The organism is uncultured Clostridium sp. (assembly GCF_947039605.1).
In the GTDB taxonomy this organism is placed as follows: Bacteria; Bacillota; Clostridia; order Clostridiales; family Clostridiaceae; genus Sarcina.
The window spans coordinates 1-22768 of the sequence record NZ_CAMQZG010000048.1 but is presented as its reverse complement, the minus strand read 5'-3'; the positions used below and the strand labels follow the sequence as shown (position 1 = coordinate 22768).

The following is a 22768-nucleotide window of genomic DNA, read 5'->3' as shown; positions in this document are numbered from 1 at the left end:
ATAAAAAGAATTGCTGGTTTACTTAATTTCTTCTGTTTAATTTTCAAAGACCTTTTTGTTTGTCGTTTGCCGACTTCTATATGCTAACATTACTTGAATGTTCTGTCAACACTTTTTTTCAAGTTTTTTTCAACTTGTTGTGCTCGCCTCTCGACTTAAATAATCTTACCATCTACACCTAAATCTTCTTATTTATAATTTCTTTATTTCAATACAATTTCTATGTTTTTTCTTTTATTTTCATTAAATATCTTTTTTTTTCATTCTTAGATACACGTGGTAATGTTTAACTTATATTTTTCTATATTTTCTTTTTTATACTTACTTTTCCTTATGATTTTTTACTATACCCATTCTCTTTCCCTATATTATTTATTATTTTCTAAAGAGATTTGAGTAAATAAAGAAAAAAATTGCTCTATAAGATACTTTTCATATCCTATTAGAGCAATTTTGTTTTTATTATTTAAGTTCTTTTACTATTTCCTTGAATTTTTCTCCTCTTAACATAAAGTTTTTAAACATATCAAAACTTGCACATGCTGGAGATAAAGTTACCTTATCTCCAACTACTGATATTTCTTTTGCTTTTAATATAGCCTCTTCTAATGAATCAACTATATATCTTTCTACTTTAATATCTTTTTCTTCTTCAAGTTTTGTGAAGGCATCATCTATTTTATTTTTTGTTAACCCAAATAAAACTAATGCTTTTATCTTTTCATGACCTTCATATGCTAATGGCTCAAATGGAAGATTTTTATCATACCCACCAGCTAAAAGTATTACTGGTTTATCAAATGCTTTAAGTCCTGCAACTGTTCTTGTTGGGCTTGAAGCTATAGAATCATTATAATAAGCAACACCATCAAGTTCTCTTACAAACTCACATCTATGTTCTACCCCACCAAATGTTTCTGCTACTTTTTTCATTGTTTCAATTTTAACATCATCTTGCACTGCTAAAAATGCTGCAAGATAATTCTCTACATTATGCATCCCTTTAATTATGATATTTTCTTTTTCACAAATAAATTTCCCCTCAAGATATAATTTACCTTCATTATAGTAGGCATTTTCTCCCTCAGTTTTAAGTGAACTAAATTTGTAAACTTTACCTTTAGCTTCTTTATCTAATTCTTTAGTTATATAGTTTTCATCATTTAATATAAGTATTCCATTTTCATCTTGATATTTATATACATTCTTCTTTGCATCTATATACTCTTCCATACCTTTATGCATATCAAGATGATTAGGTGTTATATTAGTAACTATAGCAATGTCAGTTGGGCAATCCATAGTCATAAGTTGAAAACTTGATAATTCAAGTACAACTTTATCTTCATCTTTAATTTTTTCTATTTCTGCAAATAATGGTGTTCCTATATTTCCACCAACCCAAGTAGTATATCCTTCTGCTTTTAAAAGCTCTGATATTATTGTAGTTGTAGTTGTTTTTCCATCACTACCTGTTACTGCAAATGTTTTTCCCTTTGTATATCTTAAGAACTCTTCTATTTCTGATGTGATATATGCACCCTCTTCTTTTACTTTTACAAGTGCATCGCAATCTATTCTCATTGAAGGTGTTTTAAATACAACTTCAAATCCTGTTAATCTATTTAAATAATCTTTTCCAAGCTCTAGGTTTACACCTTTATTTCTAAAATCAATTGCAACTCTTCCAAAATCATCTTCTTCTCTTATATCAAAACCAGTTACATTTGCTCCAAGGTCTACAAGGTAGTTTATTAATGGTATATTACTAACTCCCATTCCTACAACTGCGACTTTTTTGCCTTTTATAAAACTTTTAAATTCGTTAAAATCCTTTTTCATAATTATATCCTCCAAAACATACACTGTGCCTTATTCATTATCTAATAATACTGTCCATTTTTATATCTAATTATAACACTCTAAAAAAACTTATTCTATGAATTATCCAATATCCTTTTTGCATTTTATTCTATTATATATATTTAAGGCTTTTCTTTTCTATTCTAGAAAATTATTTTATCATTTCATTTTTTCATCAAAAAAAAGATACCTCTACATACATGTAAGAAGTATCTTTCTATATTTATATATTAATTTTCATCCCATATTGGTGGCATTTGTGTTTTATGTTTATTTCTCATCTCTTTACCTTTTATCATTTCAAAAGCTTCTTTAGAGATATTTTTCCCACCTGTTGTAATGTAATCATCTATCTCACTATATTTAACACCCATCTCATCTTCATCAGTTTGACCCGCCCAAAGACCTGCTGATGGTGCTTTATCTATTATGCTATCTGGAACTCCAAGATATCTTGCCATAAGTCTTACCTCTGTTTTTGTAAGATTTCCAATAGGATTGAAGTCATGTCCTCCATCTCCCCACTTTGTTGAGTATCCAACTGTTCTTTCTGATAAGTTTCCAGTTCCACCTACAAGGTACCCAAGACTTTGTCCTATAGAATAAACTGTTGTCATTCTAACTCTTGGTCTTATATTACTAAGTGCGAGTCCTTTAAATTCTACTTTTTCACCTTTATTTGTTGTTGCTGCTTGATTTAAAGTTTTTTCTAAAGCATCCACTGTAGGTGTTATATCTACTGTTGTAAAATCAATATCAAACTTTTCTATAAGTTCCATTGCATGATTTACATCCTTAGTACTTTTCATGCTATCTCCATAAGGCATCATAACAAGTAAAGTCTTTACTCCTGCTTTATGACAAAGAGCTGTTACAAGTGAGCAATCTATTCCTCCACTCATTCCAAAAACAACCCCATTAGATCTTGTTTTTTCTACTGTCTCTTTTATGAAGTTTGATATTCTTTGTGCGTAATCTGCTACGTTTTCCTCAGTCACTAAAAATTTCTTTTCCATATCATTATCGCTACCTAAAATTATTTAGATAACTCCCCTCCTTTGTATAACTTATTTGCTTTTATATATTCTAAAACATTTCTATCTATATGCTTCTCTATTTTAGTATCTACATATAAATTATTTCTTATATAAGTTGAGCTTACAGTTTTATATGATGTTTCACTTAATATTATAAACCTATTCTCGTATTTACTTAATAGTTTATCTTCTCTAATTAACTTTTGAACATCATCATTTTCTCTTTCTATAACTACAAAGTAAAATTTATTTAAAAGTTCCTCTGGGTTATACCATGAAGAAAACTCTTTAATATTATCTGTTCCCATTACAAATGCAAGTTCTTCTTTATATTCATCTTTTAATATTTTCAAACTTTCTAATGTATAAAGTCTTTTATCTGCTTCTATCTCTAGTCTATTTATATCTACTTTTAACCCATCATTCTTTAAATTTTCTAAAATAAAACTAAGCATATCATATCTATATTTTGATGATATTAAAGATTTTTTCTTATAGTTATCCCCTACTGGAAGATATATTATTTTTTTTATTTCATCAAGCTTTAGGATATCCCTAGCTATATTCTCATGTGCAACTGTTGGTGGGTTAAAACTTCCACCATATATCGCTATCAATTTTTATTCATCACCCTTTAACCTTTCTATAAGAGTATCTTTCATTACCCATAATTTCTTAGATAAATCTACATAGTAGTTGTGAGGCTTTTCAAATCTTAATACCTCTTCCCATAGTTTATCTATTTCTCTTATTGAGTATTCTCTTATTTCTTTTAAACTTGGTGTATTATATACAAGTTCTCCATCTTCAAATACTGGTACTTGAAGCTCTTTTGCATAAAAGTTTTTAAGTGTTTTCTTTTTCCATGTATGAACTGGGTCAAATATCTTGTATGGTTCATCATCATTTATCTTCTCATCTGCAAGCGTTATTATATCTGCTATTGCATTATGAGTATCTTTATCAAATAATCTATATAATTTTTTATATCCTGGATTAGATACTTTCTCTACATTTTCTGATAATTTTATTCTTGGAATTATCTCACCTTGTTCTTCAACTGCTGCAAGTTTATAAACCCCACCAAATACTGGCTCTGATTTTGAAGTTACAAGTCTTTCTCCAACTCCAAAAGCATCAATCTTTGCACCTTGGCTAAGTAAACTTGTTATTGTATATTCATCAAGTGAATTTGATGCAACTATCTTACAATCTGTAAGTCCTGCCTCATCTAATAATTTTCTTGATTTTCTTGAAAGATAAGCTATATCTCCACTATCAAGTCTTATCCCCTTAAGTCTTTTACCCATAGGTTCTAAAATCTCTTTTGCTACTTTAATTGCATTTGGAATTCCACTACTTAAAACTGAATAAGTATCAACTAAAAGTGTACAATCACTTGGATAATTTTCTGCATAAGTCTTAAATGCCTCATATTCCGTATTAAATAATTGAACCCAACTATGAGCCATTGTCCCTGATACTGGCATATCAAACATTTCTCCTGCAAGAGTTGTAGCTGTCCCATGAACTCCACCTATAAATGCAGCTCTTGCCCCATATATTGCCCCATCATAACCTTGTGCTCTTCTTGCCCCAAATTCTAAAACTGTTCTACCAGCAGCAGCCCTTACAATCCTATTTGCTTTTGTAGCTATTAATGATTGATGATTAACTGTTAAAAGTAGTATTGTTTCTATAAGTTGTGCTTCTATAATTGGTGCTTTAACTGTAATCATTGGCTCACTTGGAAATATTGGTGTACCTTCTGGAATTGCATATATTGAACCACTAAATTTAAAGTTTAATAGATAGTCTAAGAATCTATCACTAAATATATTAAGTCCTTTTAGATAATCAATATCTTCCTCATTAAACCCAAGGCTACTAATATATTCTATAACCTGCTCAAGACCTGCCATTATAGCAAACCCTCCACCTTCTGGAACTTTTCTAAAGAACATATCAAAATATACAATTTTGTCCTTTATATCTTCATTAAAATAAGCATTACTCATTGTAAGCTCATAAAAATCCATTAACATTCCTAAATTTCTTTTTTCATTTATATCAAATTTATTCATAAAATCCTCCTGTCCAAAAACTGGACTTCTCTATATTATATCCTTAATTATTTTTACTCCATTAGCCTTCATCTCAAATAATGATGTCAAATTCCAATATTCTCTATTATGAAAATCTGCATCAAAAGTTTCTACCATATTTGCTGGAACAATTATATCTTTCTCTAGATTATATTGGTTTAAGTATGTCACAGCTGTCATAACAAAATTTTTCACACAAATGTCTGTACAAACTCCAACTACAATTATATTTTTAATTTTTTCATCATCAACAATCTCTTTAATTTCCTTGCAATGAAATCCATTTATACTATTTTTTTTAACTATAATTGTATTTTTATTTTTTAAACTTTCGCTATTTAATAATTCATCAACAAGCTCTTCTTCAACACTTCCAGCTATACAATGTGCTGGATAAGATTTAAACTCTCTAGCATTGTCTTCATGGCTATCTATAAAAAACACTTTTTTATAGTCCTTTGTATCTTTATCAAGTCTTACTATATCGCTTATTATATTTCCAACTTTCTCATTAGCAAGTGCTCCTATATTGTAAAATCCCTTAACCATATCCACTATTATTAAAGCTGTATTATCTTTATTTGCACCTAGTTCTTTAAGTGAAACTTCTGCAATAGTTACTAAATCATTTTTCATAAATTCCAAAAATTTTTCCATAATAATACCCCCACAATTTTTTATATATTTATAACGCCATCTATTATTGCTTCTTTTTTTAATTTAAATAATCTAGAAGGTCTATGTGCCCCCTCTTTCTTAGTTTCATCTGTTTCTTCAACTAATTTATTGACCCATCGTCTAAAATTAGGCTTTATAAGCTCTCTTCCAAGCAAAATTTCATAAACTTGTTGAAGTTCTGTTAGTGTAAATAGCTTTGGTAATAAACTAAATGCTATTGGTGTATACTGTGCCTTATTTTTCATTCTCTCTAGTGCATAATCTATAATCTTTAAATGATCAAATGCTAATAGGTTTTCTCCATCAACCGCTTTATACTCATAACATACTTCTCTATCAAAATCTCTCATTATTATCTTTTCTATCAAATCATAATTTATAACTATATTTCGTTCTTCATTAATCAGACTCACTCTATAATTATAATGAATTTCTTTACTTGATATTTTTTGCTTTCCAGTACTTATCTTTTTAACTGAAAACCAAGCAATTTCATCAGTTTCTATATTCCTTTTTAGTTGTTTATTATTTACAAGTGCCATATAAGATGCTGATATTATTCTCATTCTAGGATCTCTATCAACATCTCCCCATGTATATAACTGCTCAAAGTAAATATCATCAAGACCTGTTTCTTCTTTAATCTTTCTTTGAACTCCAGCTCCAAGACTTTCACCTATTTTTACAAACCCTCCAGGAATTGCCCATTTATCTATAAAAGGATGTTCTCCTCTTTTTATCAAAAGTATCTTTAATTCTTTTTCTTTGTTTTTTCTACCCAAGGTGTCTTTTTGCTTTTCTCCTAATGTGAAAAGCACCATATCTACCGTTACAGATGGTCTTTCATATGATATAGCATCATATTTTTCTAAAAATTCTTTTTCAGTAAGTCCATCTTTATTTTTTTTAGATACTTTCAAATCATCACCTCCACTTATCACTAAATAGATAATATCTAATTGATAATATCTATGTGATTATTATATGTTTCTTAGAATCAATAGTCAATTTAATTCACCTTTTTATTTTATTCTTAACAATTAATTCATTCTTTATTTAATATTTGTACTTATTTATTTCACTAAACCAAAAAAAAGTTATTCACCAAGGTAATTTACCCTGTGAATAACTTTTCTATATATATATATTAACTATTAAAATTCTAAGCTTTTTGCTATAAATGCTTCTAACTCTGTTATATCAAGTCTTTCTTGTTCCATAGAATCTCTATGTCTGATTGTTACAGTATTATCTTCATATGTCTGATGATCTATAGTTACACAGAATGGTGTTCCTATTTCATCTTGTCTTCTATATCTTTTACCGATACTTCCTGTCTCATCATAATCAACAGCAAATTTCTTTGAAAGGTCTGCAAATATATCTTCAGCCTTTTCATTTATCTTCTTCATTAATGGAAGAACTGCTACTTTATAAGGAGCAAGTGCAGGATGGAAGTGCATTACTACTCTACTATCTGCATTACCTTTTGCATCTACACCTAAATCTTCTTCTTCATAAGCGTTAGCTAAGAAAGCAAGAGCAACTCTATCAGCTCCAAGAGATGGTTCAATTACATATGGTAAATATCTCTCACCTGTCATTGGGTCTAAATATCTTAAATCTTGACCTGAACATTCTTGGTGTCTTCCAAGATCATAATCAGTTCTATCAGCTATCCCCCAAAGTTCTCCCCATCCAAATGGGAATAAGAATTCGATATCTGATGTAGCATTTGAGTAGAAACTTAACTCTTCTTCTCCATGATCTCTCATTCTAATTAATTCTTTGTCCATTCCTAAGTTTAATAGGAAATTCCAACAATATTCTTTCCAGAAGTTAAACCATTCAAGGTCAGTTCCTGGCTTACAGAAGAATTCAAGTTCCATTTGTTCAAATTCTCTTGTTCTAAATGTGAAGTTACCTGGTGTAATTTCATTTCTGAATGATTTTCCTACTTGACCAATTCCAAAAGGTACTTTCTTTCTTGTTGTTGTTTGAACACTCTTAAAGTTTACAAATATACCTTGAGCTGTTTCTGGTCTTAAGTATACTTCATTAGCACTTTCTTCAGTAATTCCTTGGAAAGTTTTAAACATTAAGTTGAATTGTCTTATATCTGTGTAATTTATTTTTCCACAACTAGGACAAACAATATTGTTATCCTTGATATAATCCATTAATTCTGCATTTGTCCAACCATCAGCACAAGCTACTTCTGCTCCAAGTTCTGTCATTTTATCTTCAACTAACTTATCAGCTCTAAATCTTGACTTACATTCTTTACAATCCATAAGAGGGTCTGAGAATCCTCCAATATGTCCTGATGCCTTCCAAACTTCTGTATTCATAAGAAGTGCTGCATCTATTCCAACGTTATCTCTTTGCTCTTGAATAAATTTTTTCCACCATGCTTTTTTAACATTGTTTTTAAATTCTACTCCAAGTGGGCCGTAGTCCCATGAATTTGCAAGACCTCCGTAAATATCTGAACCTGGGAATATGAATCCTCTGCTCTTACATAGAGCAACTAATTTTTTCATTGTTAATTCTTGTGCCATATCAGTTTCCCTCCAATTTTTAATTTATATTAACCTAAAATATAGGCATTTTAACTTTTTAATCGAATAGTTTATATAAAAAAAGCTCTTACTGTTAAAGGGACGAAAATTCTTTCCGCGGTTCCACCCTTCTTAGCAAAAGCTCTACTCTAAAACGACGTACTCCAAAGCTCCCTTCACATTATCTCTTTAAGAATTCTCACCAACCATTCTCTCTCTAAAAAAGTTTAATAACATTACTCTTCTTCTTCACAGTACCTATTCAATTATATTTATAATTTTATCAAAACTAACTCGTATGTCAACCATAAAATAATTGTTGTTTTATATATCTAATTTCTATGAGTCTAGAATCATTAAATTAGATACTATCTCTTAACGTTGTTTTATAAAACAAAAAAACACCAACAACCTCGTTGATGCAAACATATAAAAAATTGGCTCCAGAAGTGGGATTTGAACCCACGACCTTTCGATTAACAGTCGACTGCTCCACCGCTGAGCTATTCCGGAACATTAATTATATATTTATTATATCCTACTTTTAATTAAATTGCAACTATTTTTTTAAAAATTTTTCTACTTGTTTTTGATTATAGAAAAATATCATACTTATAATAAAAAACAATATTCCTAAACTAACTTTTACCCCACTTAATAAAATCAAAGATAGTATCAAAAGAATAATAGCAATTAAACTAGTTATATTCTTCTCCATAGATTAAATTCAATCCTTATCACATCTATATTACATAATATGAAAATAGCTTATCAAAGTTCTAGGTATATCTCTAACTCTTTCTTACTTTCAAATCTTAGTATAAAAAACCTTTTCTATTAATTTAAATATTCTCCCCTTAATTTATCTATATATTTACTTCTATTTATTTTTCAAAAAATTTATATAATCCTAAAAATATAATTCCAACAGCACCCGTAACCAGTCCCCCTGTTATGTTGCCATCAACTACAAAGCATCCAGCTGTGATTAAGAAACATAAGATTATTATTATATTTGTGATTTTTTTCTTTTTACTTTTTTCAATTAAAGACATAATTACACTCCTCGAAAGAACTCTCCTAATTTAATATATGCCTCTACCTAAATCATTGTTACATAAAAAAAGAACACAAAGTTTAAACCTTTGTGTTCATATATAGTGAAATTATTTTACTGGTTTCATAGTTGGGAATAAGATAACATCTTTGATTGATGCAGCATCTGTTAAGAACATAGCCATTCTATCAACTCCGAATCCAAGTCCACCTGTTGGAGGCATTCCTGTTTCAAGAGCACTCATGAATTCTTCATCTATCATATAAGCTTCGTCATCTCCAAGCTCTCTCTCGTTAGCTTGTTGTTCAAATCTATCTCTTTGAACTATTGGATCGTTAAGCTCTGAGTAAGCATTACATACTTCTCTACCAAATACGAATCCTTCAAATCTCTCAGTAAACATTTCGTTTCCTCTCTTTTTCTTTGTAAGAGGTGAAATTTCTACTGGATAATCTGTAACGAAAGTTGGTTGAATCATGTGCTTCTCTGCATACTCTTCATATAAAGCATTTAATACTTCACCTTTAGTTACATGTTTTAAATCTTTAGGGAACTCAAGGTTTTTCTCTTTAGCAATAGCTTGAGCCTCTTCATTTGTTGATATAGCATCAAAGTCAACACCTGCATGCTCTCTTACTGCTTCTACCATAGTTACTCTTCTCCATGGAGCTTTAAAGCTTATTTCTGTTCCTTGATAATTAACAGTTGTAGTACCATTAACTTTTAAGCAAACATACTCTATTAAGTTTTCCATAATTTCCATCATATCATTATAATCTGAATAAGCTTCATATAACTCTATCATAGTAAACTCAGGGTTGTGTCTTACTGACATCCCTTCATTTCTGAAGTTTTTACCCATGTCATAAACTTTTTCAAAACCAGCAACTATACATCTTTTAAGATATAATTCTGTAGCTATTCTAAGATACATATCTATATCAAGAGTATTATGATGAGTGATAAATGGTCTAGCAGCAGCTCCACCAGCTATCGGTGCAAGAACTGGTGTTTCAACTTCTATAAATCCTTTTTCATCCAAGTAATTTCTAATCTCTTTCATAATTTTTGCTCTCTTTAAGAAAGTTTCTTTAACTTCTGGGTTTGTAATGATATCAACTTCTCTTTGTCTATATCTGATATCTGGATCTTTAAGTCCATTCCATTTTTCAGGAAGTGGTTTAAGAGCTTTACATACTAATGTAATTTCACTTGGTTTAACTGAAATTTCACCTTTTTGAGTTTTTGCTACCATACCTGTAACAGCAACAATATCTCCTATATCATAAGTTTTGTAAGCATTAAGAGTTTCCTCTCCTACTAAATCAAGCTTTATGAATAATTGCATCTTTCCATCTCTATCATATATGTCTGAGAATATTACTTTCCCTTGGCCTCTTTTAGACATTATTCTACCAGCAATAGTAACTTCTGTGCCATCTAAAACTTCAAAATTTTCAATTATTTGGCCTGATGTGTGAGTTCTTTCAACTGTATATACATCAAAAGGATCTTTTCCCTCTGCTTGTAAACCTACAAGTTTTTCTCTTCTTAAAAGTTCTTGTTCGCTTAATTCAGCTACATGCTTAATATTCATTTCCTCTGACATTAGCATACCATTATAGTTGATTGTAGATACTTCTCTACAATCTATAATGGATTCACCTCTCTTTCACATTTTAATTTTTTCTAATTCAAAATACTAGGAATTATCTTCTAATTCCTAATATTTCAAATTCAGATGTTGCTCCACCAGGAAGCATAGCTATTACTTTTTCTCCAACCTTATGGTTCATTAAAGCTTCTCCAATAGGTGATTCATTAGATATTTTAAGTTCCATTGGCTCTGCTTCTGCTGAACCAACTATAGTATATTCAAGTTCTTCATCAAACTCAAAATCCATAACTTTTACAATGCATCCTATTGAAACATGATCTGTTGTACCTGTACTAGCATCAACAACTTCAGCATTTTTCAATGTATTTTCTAATTGAAGAATTCTACCTTCATTGAAAGCTTGGTCATTCTTAGCTTCATCATATTCTGAATTTTCACTTAAATCTCCGTAACCTAACGCTACCTTGATTTTCTCTGTAATTTCTTTTCTTCTAACTGTTTTTAAATGTTCTAATTCTGTTTCTATTTTTTTAAGTCCTTCATACGTCATTATCTGTCTTTTTTCGTTCATATCTATTCTCCCCTTTAAAATAATAATTTTATAATATCATATTTGAAACTATTAATACATATTTGTATACTATTTTAGCATAATTATCAAATTTGCCTCTTTGTATAATGCCCAAAATTCAAATTAAAATTACACTAATATGTTAATAATAAAAGATTTTACTATTACTTTTTTGCTTAGAAAGTCTAAATCCTTTAAACTTTTACTATATTAGCACTCACTATCTCATTTTTACTTATTAACGTTAATAATAATATTATTCTACAAATCCTTCTTTTATAACAAATTCTCTATACTCATTTAAAGTTTCGATAACTTTATCCGGATCATTAATTGTATTAAGTCTATTTCTCATTTCTGCTGAGTTTTTTATTCCCTTTAAATAGCCTGTTGTATGTCTTCTTGTTTCTCTAACTCCAAGAGTTCCCCCTTTAGTTTCAATAGCAAGTTTATGATGTTTTATACACATAGCTATTCTTTCCTCCGCTGTTGGAATATGAACCTTTTCACCATTAAGCTTCTGTTCTATCTGCTTAAATATCCAAGGATTCCCTATACTCCCTCTAGCAACCATTATACCATCAACATTTGAAATATCCTTAACTCTTAAAGCATCCTCTGCTGTAAAGACATCTCCATTTCCAATAACAGGTATAGATACAGCTTCTTTAACCTGTCTTATTATGTCCCAATTAGCTTCCCCCGTATACATCTGCTCTCTAGTTCTTCCATGAATTGCAATAGCATCTACACCTGCATCCTCTAAAATCTTAGCAAATTCTGGTGCTACTATTTGATCATTATTGTATCCTGTTCTTATCTTTACAGTTACAGGCTTTGTTGCAACCTTTTTAACTGCTTTAACTATTTCATATGCAAGCTTTGGATTTTTTAAAAGTGATGAACCATCATCATTTTTAACAACCTTTGGTGCAGGACATCCCATATTAATATCAATTATGCAAATATCCTCTCTTGGATTGAAATACTTTTCTGCAGCATAAGCCATAATCTCTGGGTCATTTCCAAACATCTGACATGCAACTGGTTGTTCTTTTTCTGAGATTCTCATAAGTTCCTCAGTTTTCTCATTACCATGATATAATGCTCTTGAGCTAACCATCTCTGTATAAACCATAGCACAGCCCATCTCTTTACAAAGACCTCTGAAAACTATATCTGTCACTCCAGCCATAGGCGCTAAAAAAACATGTCCATTTGGCTCTACGTTTCCTATTTTCATTTACTTACTCCTTATTCTTATCGTAAAGAATCTTTAATCCTTCTAATGTCAATCTTGGTTCTACCTTATCAATAACATCAGTCTCTTTATATATTAGATTTGCTAATCCACCTGTTGCAATTACTAATGGTTCTCTTTCTCCAAGTTCCATCATTTCTTCCTTCATTCTTTTTACTATATATTCAACCTGACCAATATAACCATAAATTATACCTGCTTGCATACTAGTAACTGTATTTTTACAAATTAAACTCTTTGGTTTCTCAAGTTCTACTCTAGGTAATTTAGCTGCTCTTTCAAATAAAGCCTCTGAAGATATCTTTATTCCAGGGCATATATTTCCACCAAGGTAATCACCATTAGCAGTTATTGCACAATATGTTGTTGCTGTTCCAAAATCAACAACTATTAAAGATTTCTTATAAGCATCATAAGCTGCCACTGCATTAACTATTCTATCTGCTCCAACCTCTTTTGGATTGTCATACTTTATATTAATCCCTGTCTTAATTCCTGGTCCTATAATTAAAGCGTCTTTTTTAAAACACTTTCTAACCATATTCTCAATAGAGTGCATTATATTTGGTACAACTGAAGATATTATAATACCCTCAACATCACTTGGATTTAGATTACTTTGATTAAATAGTTGAATTACCTGAATAGCATATTCATCTGAAGTTTTCTTAGCATCAGTGGATATTCTCCAACTGGCTATATAGTCATCGTTTTTACTAAGACCTAATACAATATTTGTATTTCCAGCGTCGATTAACAGAATCATGTGTACACCACCTTAATATAATTAAAAGCAGCCAATAGGGCTGCTGCAAAATACATTTAAAACTCTTAAATATACAATATAATTTTATCAACAAATGCCTATTTGTCAAGCATTCGCAATGATTTCAATGAAATGTAAATATTTTCAAAACACTTTTTTAACAAAAAAATATGCTAGTAGTAAAAATTACTACTAGCGATACTCTTAAAATAGACCTTTAATTTCTCCTGATTCACTAATATCCATTCTATTAGCTGCTGGTGTTTTTGGAAGTCCTGGCATAGTCATTATATTACCTGTTTGAACTACTATAAAGCCTGCTCCATTGGAAACTTTAACCTCTTTTACAGTTATATTAAAGCCTATAGGTCTTCCAAGAAGTGCTGGGTTATCTGATAATGATGACTGTGTTTTAGCCATACATATAGGATACTTATCCATACCAAATCTCTCTATATCAGCTATTTGCTTTAAAGCTTCTGGTGTATAAATAACATCATCAGCTCCATATATAGTTTTTGAAATTTTTAATACTTTTTCTTTAATAGTTTCATCACTCTCATATATCGGTGCAAAGTTTGAAGGATTTTCTTCAATAGTTTTTATAACCTTGTTTGCAAGGTCAATACCACCATCTCCCCCTTTTCCCCAAACATCTGATTCAGAAACCATAACCCCTCTCTCCTCGCAGAATGAAGTTACAAAATCAACCTCTTCCTTAGAATCAGTTATAAATTTATTGACTGCAACAACTACAGGAACTCCAAATACTTTTATATTTTCTATTTGCTTTGCAAGATTCTCTATTCCTCTCTCAACAGCCTCTACATTAGCTACTGAAAGTTCATCTCTTTTAACACCACCATGATGCTTTAAAGCTCTTATTGTAGCAACAAGAACTACACAATCAGGTGTAAGACCACCATATCTACATTTTATATCCATAAACTTCTCTGCACCAAGGTCTGCACCAAAGCCAGCTTCTGTAACAGCTATATCTGAAAGCTTTAAGGCCATCTTAGTAGCTACTATTGAATTACATCCATGAGCAATATTGGCAAAAGGTCCTCCATGAATAATCGCTGGAGTATTTTCTAAAGTTTGAACAAGGTTAGGCTTTATAGCATCCTTCATAAGAAGTGCCATAGCACCTTCAATTTCTAAATTTTTAGCAAACACAGGCTCACCAGAAAGATTGTAAGCAATAAGTATATTCCCCATCCTCTCTTTTAAATCTGTAATCCCATTTGCCATACAAAGTATTGCCATTATCTCAGATGCAACAGTTATCATAAATCCATCTTCTCTTAAGAATCCATTTATTTTCCCACCCATACCAACAACTATACTTCTTAACGCTCTATCATTCATATCAAGAACTCTTTTAAAAGCAATTCTTCTTGAATCTATAGAAAGAACATTCCCTTGATGTATGTGGTTATCTATAGCTGCACTTAAAAGGTTATTAGCTGATGTTATAGCATGCATATCACCTGTAAAATGAAGATTTATATCTTCCATAGGTACAACCTGTGCATATCCACCACCAGCAGCTCCACCTTTAATTCCAAAAACTGGCCCAAGTGATGGTTCTCTTAATGCTATTATAGATTTCTTCCCTATCTTATTTAAAGCTTGCCCAAGTCCTACAGTGACTGTTGACTTACCCTCTCCAGCTGGAGTTGGATTTATTGCAGTTACAAGAACAAGTTTTCCATCTTCTTTATCTTTTAATTTATCTAAAACATCTAAATTAATCTTACACTTATACTTTCCGTAAAGTTCCATATCATCTTCTGTAAGACCTATCTTCTCCCCAATTTTAACAATAGGCTCCATTATAGCACTTTGTGCTATTTCTATATCTGTTTTCATTTATAAGCACCCCTCACATCAAAAAAATCATTTTATATTTAATATTATACATAGTTTCCTTGTAAATTAAAAGTTAATCACGAATATTCTTAGTTTTTTCCCTTAAATATTTCGCCAAATTTTATAAATTAATAAATTTTAGAAAAAATAAAAAAGGTTACCTCACTACAAGGCAACCTTTTTCTCGCTATTAAGCTTCTAGTAAACCAGTTGATGTATAAATTCTTTCAAATTCTCCAGCATCAACTTTTTCTTGTTCTATTAAAACTTGTGCAACAGCATGAAGTTTTCCAATATGTTCTCTTAATATTGATTCTGCAGTCTGATAAGCTTCATCAACAAGCATTTTAACTTCTCTATCAAGAGTAGCACTTGTTTCCTCACTTATGTTTCTTGACTTACCAATATCTCTACCAAGGAATACCTCACCATTATTATCACCAAATGATATAGGCCCAACAGCATCACTCATACCATACTGCATAACCATAGCTCTAGCAATACTACTAACTCTATCTATATCATTCTTAGCACCAGTACTTATATCATCAAGGATAATCATCTCTGCAAGTCTACCACCTAGAAGACCAACCATATCTGATTTAAGCTTTTTCTTTGAAGTATAACTTCTATCCTCTGTTGGAAGGCTCATTGTGTATCCACCAGCCATTCCTCTTGGGATAATACTAATTTCATGAACTGGATCTGGATTTGGAAGAGATCTCATAACAACAGCATGACCTGCCTCATGATAAGCTGTAAGTTTTTTATCATACTCACTAATAACCTTACTCTTCTTCTCTGGTCCTGCTATAACTCTTGTAATAGCTTCTTCCATATCTTCCATATCAATTGCTTTCTTAACCTTTCTAACAGCTAAAAGAGCTGCTTCATTAGTAAGATTTTCTATATCTGCTCCTGTGAATCCTGGAGTTCTTTTAGCAAGAACATTTAAATCAACAGATTCAGCAAGAAGTTTATTTCTAACATGAACATTTAAGATTTCTTCTCTTCCTTTAACGTCAGGTGCTCCAACAACAATTTGTCTATCAAATCTACCTGGTCTAAGAAGTGCTGGATCTAAAATATCTGGTCTATTAGTTGCCGCAACCATAATAATTCCCTCATTTGCACTAAATCCATCCATCTCAACAAGAAGTTGGTTTAATGTTTGCTCTCTCTCATCATGACCACCACCAAGACCTGCACCCCTTTGTCTTCCAACTGCATCAATCTCATCTATAAAGATTATACATGGTGCATTTTTCTTCGCCTGTTCAAATAAACTTCTAACTCTTGAAGCACCAACACCAACAAACATCTCAACAAAGTCTGAACCAGAAATACTAAAGAATGGAACTCCAGCCTCTCCAGCAACAGCCCTTGCAAGTAATGTTTTTCCCGTACCAGGAGGTCCTACAAGCAAGATTCCTTTTGGAATTCTTGCTCCCATATCAGTATACTTTTTAGGATCTCTCAGGAAATCAACAACTTCTTCAAGTTCTTCTTTTTCCTCTTTAGCACCTGCTACATCTTTAAAGTTTACTTTGTGTGCATCCGGTGATACTAGCTTAGCCTTGTTTTGACCAAAGTTCATAGCACCTTTGCTACCACCACCACCTTGTGATTGTTGCGTCATCATAAAGAATATTGAAACCCCAACAACCATAACTATTACTGTTAATCCAATTTGTATCCATTGTGAATTGTTACTCACTGGCATGTATTTAACAGCTACACCTTCATTTTTATATTCTGATTGAAGTTGTGCTAATTGCTCCTGTGGAACATAAACCTCAAAATTCTTTTCTGGTACATTTTTATCTGTTGATTTTATCTTACCATGAATATCATTTCCACTTACAATCATACTTTGTACTTGATTATCTACCCATAATGTTTTAAATTGCGTGTAGTTTATTGTATTACTATTATTATTGCTCATAAGTAAAACATACGAACCTAGCATAACAACTGCTATTATAAGCATCCAAGTAAGACCACTCGACATTTTTTTCATTTAGTCTCCCCCTCTCTCTCAATCTTCTATTTTATTTTTGATATATTTCTCTTTTTAGAATCCCTATAAAAGGTAAATTTCTGTAATGCTCCGCATAGTCGATACCATATCCAACTATAAATTCATCTGGAACTTCAAATCCTGAATATTTAACTTCAACCTCAACTTTTCTTCCTGTTTCCTTATTAAGAAGAGCAACTATTTCTATACTAGCTGCCTTTCTAGCTTTTAAATATTCTAATAAATAACTTAAAGTTGTTCCTGTATCCACTATATCTTCTACAATAAGTACATGTTTTCCCTCTATATTAGAATCTAAATCTTTTAAAATTCTAACAATTCCTGAACTTTTTGCTGAAGCACCATAACTTGAAACAGACATAAAATCTAATTCACATGGTATTTTAACAGCTCTAACTAAATCAGATGCAAAAACAACAGAACCTTTTAAGATTCCAACTATTAATAGTTCTTTCCCCTCATAATCTGAACTAATTTTAGCCCCTATTTCTTTAACCTTTAAACTTAAAGCTTCCTCTGAATATAAAACCTCTTGAATATCATTTTTAATATCAACCATAACGTTATTCCTTTCCACAAAAACTTATTTTTACAAGCTTACTATTGTGTCTGTTTATTTTAAATAATTCACTATTTCTAATTCCCACAACCCAAGCTATTTCATCGTCAAAATCAATTATCGGAATCAAATTCCTCTTTTCTTGTGGTATCTTAGAGCTAATAAAAATTTCTTTTAACTTTTTTGTTCCTTTAAAACCAAACGGTACTATTTTATCACCATTTTTTCTTGTTCTTAAACTTATAGTTTTAATCCCCTCAAAACTGAAGTATTTTTCATTAGTGTTTTTAAAATTAATTTTACCATTGTTTTCAACTACTTCAAAGCTAAAATCATGTGAATTAAAAGAAATTTTTATAATATTTTCTTTAATTAGATTTGCCACATCTATTTTTATCGATTCATCAGAAATTAAATTGCTTACAGATTCCTCTTTAGCAATTACAATATTCCCATACTCATTGATAGCAATAATGTCATTTGTAAGACTTATCCTCTTCCCTGTTGAACCTTTTTGAAGTGCAATTACATCATAAACATGTTTTAACTCAAAATTGTTAAAAGCACCTGAAACCTCCATAAGAGCTTTCCTAATCATTCTAGTCAAAATTGCTTCTTTCTCAGCAAATTTATCTTTATCTAAAATAGCTCTGCCATTTTGAATAGAACAAAATTCTTGATACTTCTCACTAACAACTTCATCTATAAAAGATGCATCAATCATTGAACTATGAGATAGTCTATTTAATGTATTTATAATGTCAGGGTTAAAGTTATCCTTAATAAATGGAATTGCTTTTAACCTAACTTTGTTTCTTGAATAGACCTCTTCTAAATTAGTTTTGTCTATTCTTGGATTAAGTAAATTTACTTCACAATAATTTTCAATCTCTTCCCTTGTTAAAGAAAGTATAGGTCTAATATAAATATTATCCCTAACAGGTTTAATACCAACTAAACCTTCAAGCCCTGTACCACGCATAATTCTCATAATAAGAGTTTCTGCTTGATCATTAGCATTATGAGCTATAGCTATTTTATTTATACCAACTTCCTCTTTTATTTCATTAAAGAAGCCATATCTTTCATCTCTACCTGCCATTTCAGTAGAAATCCCTTTATCTTTTGCTATACTCTCAACACATACTCGTCTTACAAAGAACCTAATATTCAAACTCTCACAAAGTTCTTTTGCATAATTTTCATCTGCAAAAGCCTCATCACCTCTAATAAGATGATTTACATGTGCTGCATAAATTTCAATGTTAAGTTTTTCTCTAAGACTATGTAGTAAATGCAATAAACATACAGAGTCTGGTCCCCCTGAAAGTGCCACAAGAACCTTATCTCTTTCTTTAATCATGGAGTTTTTATAAATGTAATTTAACGTCTTTTTTTTCACGAACATTCTCACTCCATTTCTTAAAATTTATAGTAATAATTATAACATACTTAATAGTTTCTTGTAATTACCAAAAAAGAAATAGCCACTAAAAGAGCATTAAAAATAAATTCTCTCAAAGTGGCTCTATATAATAAATCCTTACCCAAAATTCAATAAAATAAACTTAAATTATTGAATATTATAAAGTTTAGAAACAATTACTGTCATATCGTCTCTAGCCTTTCCATTATTAAATTCTTTTGCAACATCTAAAATTCTATTTGCTAAGTCTTTAGATGTTCTATCAACACTCTTTTGTATTAAATTAATTAACCATTCATTATTCAAATCTCCATCTTTTGCTAAGTCCAAAATACCATCACTTATAGTGATTATAAAATCACCAGCCTTAAGTTTATAGTCTTGCTCATCAATATCCGGATTATCTAAAACACCAAATGGTAAAGTTTTAGAATCTACAAGTTTCACTTTATGACCTCTTTTAATGAAACTTTCCATAGCCCCAACTTTTAGAAACTTTGCATTTCCATCATATAAATTTATCTTTTGCATATCTAAAGTTGAAAACTTTTCTTCCTCTGAAAACTTAATATTCATTATAGTATTAACTGTATTAATAGCTATTTTCTCATTAAAACCAACCTCTGAAAACTTCTCTACCATCTCGACTGCTATTTTACTCTCAGCACCAGCCCTTGGACCTGTTCCCATTCCATCACAAAGCATAACTATATGATTTCCATCCTTACTCTTTCCAAAGCTATAAGAATCCCCTGTATACTTTTCTCCAGTCTTTGCAGATAATGCAATTGCTGAATCAACATAGTACTTTGGTGCTTCAAGAATATGAATTTCACACATACCTGTTGTTGCACTAATCTTACACTCCGTAGAAATGCTCATTTTTTTACCTATCGTCTTATTTATCACTGGAAGAATTGATTTAGTACAGTATTCACCACCACCACAATTCATCATTTCAATTTTAATATTAAGTCTACCTTCTTTATCTGTATAAGCTATCAAATAATCAAACTTAACATTTTCTCTTAAAAGTGCCTTTCTAACTCCACGCTCAGTATCAACATCTAAATTAACTTCTGATTTAAAATCACTTGCAATCTCGCCAATAGTATCTGACATACTCTTCACATGACTTGCAATCATCTTTCTCCCCTCTCCGAGTCTCTTCTTTAACATCTCATCTGCAATATGCTTACTTACAACTTCCTCTGCTGCCTTTACAAGCTTTGCTTCCTTTAAACATTTTTTTCTTAAATGCTCTGGGAACTTATAATCCCCTTCTTCAAAGCCTTGAATCATTTCTTTAAATGAACTATAAGTTTCATTTATCTCTCGTCTCCAACATGTATTTCTATAATCACAATTTTTACAAACTCGCTCTGCTAAATTATCAACAAGTTCATCACCCTTATTTTGACTAACAAGTTTCTCATTTTCTACCATATGCTCAAGTGTATTTCCCATGGCCATAAGAACCTCTGTAAAATCTCCAAGTCTTACAGTCAATTCATTCTTTATCTTATTAAAATGTTTTTCACTATCTTCTTCTTTTCTAGTTTCACTATCTAGTTCAACTCTAATTCTATCTATAAATTCCTTTGGAGTGAACATAACAATCCCACTACCAACTAAAACCTCAACTAACAGTAAATTATCAAACTGTTTTGTATAAACTGCCATAAAAATAAAAATAGCATTAAAAGCAACAAAACTAACAACTTTCCCTGTTTCTCTAAACATAGAAACAATTAAAGCACTAACTCCAAATGTCGCAAGATAAAAATATAAATTACCTGTAATAATTCCAAGTATAAAACCAGTAATTATCCCAGCAGTTGATCCTAAATTCCCTCTACATATATAACTCATAAAGAAAATAAAGAAAATACCCACTATATTTCTAAACTCCAAACCAAATAATCCAATACTTCCAATTCCAGCTATAATTATTGAAATAAGAATTTCCACACTAATAATCTCATCAGTGTTTATATAATTTTCTAGCTTAAAATCTCCCACACATTTAATTCCATACGCAACAATATAATAAAGCGGAAATAAAATAGCAACAATCGCAAATGCTATCACTAAAGATCCCACTAAATCTTTTTTAAGTACTACTACACCATTTAACACTATAACTATAAATGTTATAAACAAACCTACAATATCCTTAACACCTGTACTCTTTTTCTTAATTAAAGCATTCGCACCAAGTATTAGTATTGATGAGATAACAAAAACAGGTGTCTCACCTATTTTACTTGTAAGACTAACATATCCTGCCACAACAGTTAAAAGTGCTATAACACCCTCTTTTATGTTGTTTGAGGATATAGTCATAACATACAATAATCCGAAAGGTGCCAAGCTTTGTATAAAGCTTAAATTTATCTCAAAATAAACTCTACTAATAAAGATACCTGCAAAAGCTATTGCAATTAACCTTAAATAATTTTCATTCTTGCCTATAGCATGTACCTTTTCTTTTTTTAATTGTTTATCTCTAACATAATTTTTCACATCTGCACCATACTGCATAATATAACCTCCTATTTCTCTATAAAAGAAATTATATCAACCTAACCTGAATATATATGTCACTTCCTTGGATATTATTCGGACAATCGTTAGACAAATAGTCTTTGTATCAAATAGATTTTTACATTTTCCGATTTTTTACCTTAAAATTATTCTTTTAACAAACAAAAATAACTTCATAATAAAAAGATTTTTGTTTTTATTTATCATATTTTTCATATAAAAAAATTCACTATAAAAGTCGATATATCTTACAATCATATGTAAAAAAATGTATAATGAATTTATTAATGATGATGAATTTATAATTCTTAATGTAGAAAATTCTATTATAGCTAATGGTAAAATAACTAAAGATATGAAAATTAATTTAAATTCTATTCCATATGACATTGAATTTAATATAGGTGATAAACTAATTGAATTTATGCAAAAAACTCCAGTATTCTACGAACCTGAAGTAACTAGTTTTACCGATACATTTATAATGCATAGTGAAGAAATGGATGATATGAACAATATAGATAAAGTGGAATACTTAATAAATTCAAATTGTGCACCCATGTGTGATGCCTGTTTATCCGAGGCGTTAGATATAACTCCTACAAATCAAGTTAACCAAATATGTAATAAACTAAAAAAATAAGAACGCATCAGAAGAGAAGAAGCACTTTGTCCTCTTTGTAATAAACTAAAGAAATGTAACCGAAAATTTATATAAAAAAAAGCAATCTATAAAGATTGCTTTTTTTGGTGCCGAAGACCGGAATCGAACCGGTACGGTGTTAACCACCGCAGGATTTTAA

18 protein-coding genes, 1 tRNA gene and 1 other annotated feature are annotated in these 22768 nt (G+C 30.6%); of the genes, 1 reads left to right on the top strand and 18 read right to left on the bottom strand.

The window, feature by feature from the left end; translation table 11 throughout:
• Positions 1–462: 462 nt before the first annotated feature.
• The 18 genes from murD to spoIIE form a co-directional block, all read right to left on the bottom strand.
• Positions 463–1842 (bottom strand): UDP-N-acetylmuramoyl-L-alanine--D-glutamate ligase, encoded by a 1380-nt coding sequence (gene murD, locus Q0V24_RS14235; RefSeq protein ID WP_297522454.1) that lies wholly within the window; start codon positions 1840–1842, stop codon positions 463–465.
• Positions 1843–2093: 251 nt separating this feature from the next.
• Complete coding sequence (gene nadE, locus Q0V24_RS14230; protein ID WP_297522453.1) at positions 2094–2879, bottom strand: NAD(+) synthase; 786 nt, start codon at positions 2877–2879, stop codon at positions 2094–2096.
• A 20-nt stretch (positions 2880–2899) separates the two neighbouring features.
• Entirely contained in the window at positions 2900–3517 is a 618-nt protein-coding gene (gene nadD / locus Q0V24_RS14225; RefSeq protein WP_297522452.1) for a nicotinate (nicotinamide) nucleotide adenylyltransferase, read from the bottom strand.
• Between the two features lie 3 nt (positions 3518–3520).
• Positions 3521–4984: a nicotinate phosphoribosyltransferase gene (locus Q0V24_RS14220; protein WP_297522451.1), complete on the bottom strand. Its 1464-nt coding sequence runs from the start codon at positions 4982–4984 to the stop codon at positions 3521–3523.
• A gap of 30 nt (positions 4985–5014) precedes the next feature.
• Positions 5015–5662, bottom strand: coding sequence for an isochorismatase family cysteine hydrolase (locus Q0V24_RS14215; RefSeq protein ID WP_297522450.1), 648 nt, complete (start codon positions 5660–5662; stop codon positions 5015–5017).
• A gap of 20 nt (positions 5663–5682) precedes the next feature.
• Entirely contained in the window at positions 5683–6603 is a 921-nt protein-coding gene (locus tag Q0V24_RS14210) for an NUDIX domain-containing protein (protein ID WP_297522449.1), read from the bottom strand.
• 234 nt (positions 6604–6837) lie between these two features.
• A complete protein-coding gene (locus Q0V24_RS14205) occupies positions 6838–8244 on the bottom strand; it encodes a glycine--tRNA ligase (protein WP_297522448.1) in 1407 nt (468 codons plus the stop codon).
• 95 nt (positions 8245–8339) lie between these two features.
• Positions 8340–8506 (bottom strand) — a binding site (T-box leader).
• A gap of 176 nt (positions 8507–8682) precedes the next feature.
• A tRNA-Asn gene (locus Q0V24_RS14200) sits at positions 8683–8757 on the bottom strand.
• 371 nt (positions 8758–9128) lie between these two features.
• Positions 9129–9299 (bottom strand): hypothetical protein, encoded by a 171-nt coding sequence (locus tag Q0V24_RS14195; protein WP_297522447.1) that lies wholly within the window; start codon positions 9297–9299, stop codon positions 9129–9131.
• A gap of 111 nt (positions 9300–9410) precedes the next feature.
• Positions 9411–10916, bottom strand: coding sequence for a lysine--tRNA ligase (gene lysS / locus Q0V24_RS14190; RefSeq protein ID WP_297522446.1), 1506 nt, complete (start codon positions 10914–10916; stop codon positions 9411–9413).
• A 94-nt stretch (positions 10917–11010) separates the two neighbouring features.
• Positions 11011–11490 (bottom strand): transcription elongation factor GreA, encoded by a 480-nt coding sequence (gene greA / locus Q0V24_RS14185; protein ID WP_297522445.1) that lies wholly within the window; start codon positions 11488–11490, stop codon positions 11011–11013.
• A gap of 256 nt (positions 11491–11746) precedes the next feature.
• On the bottom strand, positions 11747–12733 hold the full coding sequence (gene dusB, locus Q0V24_RS14180) for a tRNA dihydrouridine synthase DusB (RefSeq protein WP_297522444.1): 987 nt from the start codon (positions 12731–12733) through the stop codon (positions 11747–11749).
• A 4-nt stretch (positions 12734–12737) separates the two neighbouring features.
• Positions 12738–13517, bottom strand: a complete 780-nt coding sequence (locus Q0V24_RS14175; RefSeq protein WP_297522443.1) for a type III pantothenate kinase — start codon at positions 13515–13517, stop codon at positions 12738–12740.
• 204 nt (positions 13518–13721) lie between these two features.
• Positions 13722–15392 (bottom strand): formate--tetrahydrofolate ligase, encoded by a 1671-nt coding sequence (locus tag Q0V24_RS14170; RefSeq protein ID WP_297522442.1) that lies wholly within the window; start codon positions 15390–15392, stop codon positions 13722–13724.
• Between the two features lie 190 nt (positions 15393–15582).
• Positions 15583–17412 (bottom strand): ATP-dependent zinc metalloprotease FtsH, encoded by a 1830-nt coding sequence (gene ftsH, locus Q0V24_RS14165; RefSeq protein WP_297522441.1) that lies wholly within the window; start codon positions 17410–17412, stop codon positions 15583–15585.
• 31 nt (positions 17413–17443) lie between these two features.
• Positions 17444–17983 carry a hypoxanthine phosphoribosyltransferase gene (hpt, locus tag Q0V24_RS14160; RefSeq protein WP_297522455.1) on the bottom strand — a complete coding sequence of 180 codons (540 nt, stop codon included), beginning with the start codon at positions 17981–17983 and terminating at the stop codon, positions 17444–17446.
• A gap of 13 nt (positions 17984–17996) precedes the next feature.
• On the bottom strand, positions 17997–19394 hold the full coding sequence (gene tilS, locus Q0V24_RS14155) for a tRNA lysidine(34) synthetase TilS (RefSeq protein WP_297522440.1): 1398 nt from the start codon (positions 19392–19394) through the stop codon (positions 17997–17999).
• A gap of 171 nt (positions 19395–19565) precedes the next feature.
• Positions 19566–21962 carry a stage II sporulation protein E gene (gene spoIIE / locus Q0V24_RS14150; protein WP_297522439.1) on the bottom strand — a complete coding sequence of 799 codons (2397 nt, stop codon included), beginning with the start codon at positions 21960–21962 and terminating at the stop codon, positions 19566–19568.
• 271 nt (positions 21963–22233) lie between these two features.
• On the opposite strand from spoIIE, the gene Q0V24_RS14145 reads away from it, so the two are divergent.
• On the top strand, positions 22234–22608 hold the full coding sequence (locus Q0V24_RS14145; RefSeq protein ID WP_297522438.1) for a hypothetical protein: 375 nt from the start codon (positions 22234–22236) through the stop codon (positions 22606–22608).
• Positions 22609–22768: the final 160 nt, after the last annotated feature.

Bases quoted from the DNA above. Each gene is read 5' to 3' on its own strand.
- murD (WP_297522454.1), bottom strand. From the start codon at position 1,842: ATGAAAAAGGATTTTAACGAATTTAAAAGTTTTATAAAAGGCAAAAAA.
- nadE (WP_297522453.1), bottom strand. From the start codon at position 2,879: ATGGAAAAGAAATTTTTAGTGACTGAGGAAAACGTAGCAGATTACGCA.
- Q0V24_RS14220 (WP_297522451.1), bottom strand. From the start codon at position 4,984: ATGAATAAATTTGATATAAATGAAAAAAGAAATTTAGGAATGTTAATG.
- Q0V24_RS14215 (WP_297522450.1), bottom strand. From the start codon at position 5,662: ATGGAAAAATTTTTGGAATTTATGAAAAATGATTTAGTAACTATTGCA.
- Q0V24_RS14205 (WP_297522448.1), bottom strand. From the start codon at position 8,244: ATGGCACAAGAATTAACAATGAAAAAATTAGTTGCTCTATGTAAGAGC.
- Q0V24_RS14195 (WP_297522447.1), bottom strand. From the start codon at position 9,299: ATGTCTTTAATTGAAAAAAGTAAAAAGAAAAAAATCACAAATATAATA.
- lysS (WP_297522446.1), bottom strand. From the start codon at position 10,916: ATGCTAATGTCAGAGGAAATGAATATTAAGCATGTAGCTGAATTAAGC.
- greA (WP_297522445.1), bottom strand. From the start codon at position 11,490: ATGAACGAAAAAAGACAGATAATGACGTATGAAGGACTTAAAAAAATA.
- dusB (WP_297522444.1), bottom strand. From the start codon at position 12,733: ATGAAAATAGGAAACGTAGAGCCAAATGGACATGTTTTTTTAGCGCCT.
- Q0V24_RS14175 (WP_297522443.1), bottom strand. From the start codon at position 13,517: ATGATTCTGTTAATCGACGCTGGAAATACAAATATTGTATTAGGTCTT.
- Q0V24_RS14170 (WP_297522442.1), bottom strand. From the start codon at position 15,392: ATGAAAACAGATATAGAAATAGCACAAAGTGCTATAATGGAGCCTATT.
- ftsH (WP_297522441.1), bottom strand. From the start codon at position 17,412: ATGAAAAAAATGTCGAGTGGTCTTACTTGGATGCTTATAATAGCAGTT.
- spoIIE (WP_297522439.1), bottom strand. From the start codon at position 21,962: ATGCAGTATGGTGCAGATGTGAAAAATTATGTTAGAGATAAACAATTA.
- Q0V24_RS14145 (WP_297522438.1), top strand. From the start codon at position 22,234: ATGTATAATGAATTTATTAATGATGATGAATTTATAATTCTTAATGTA.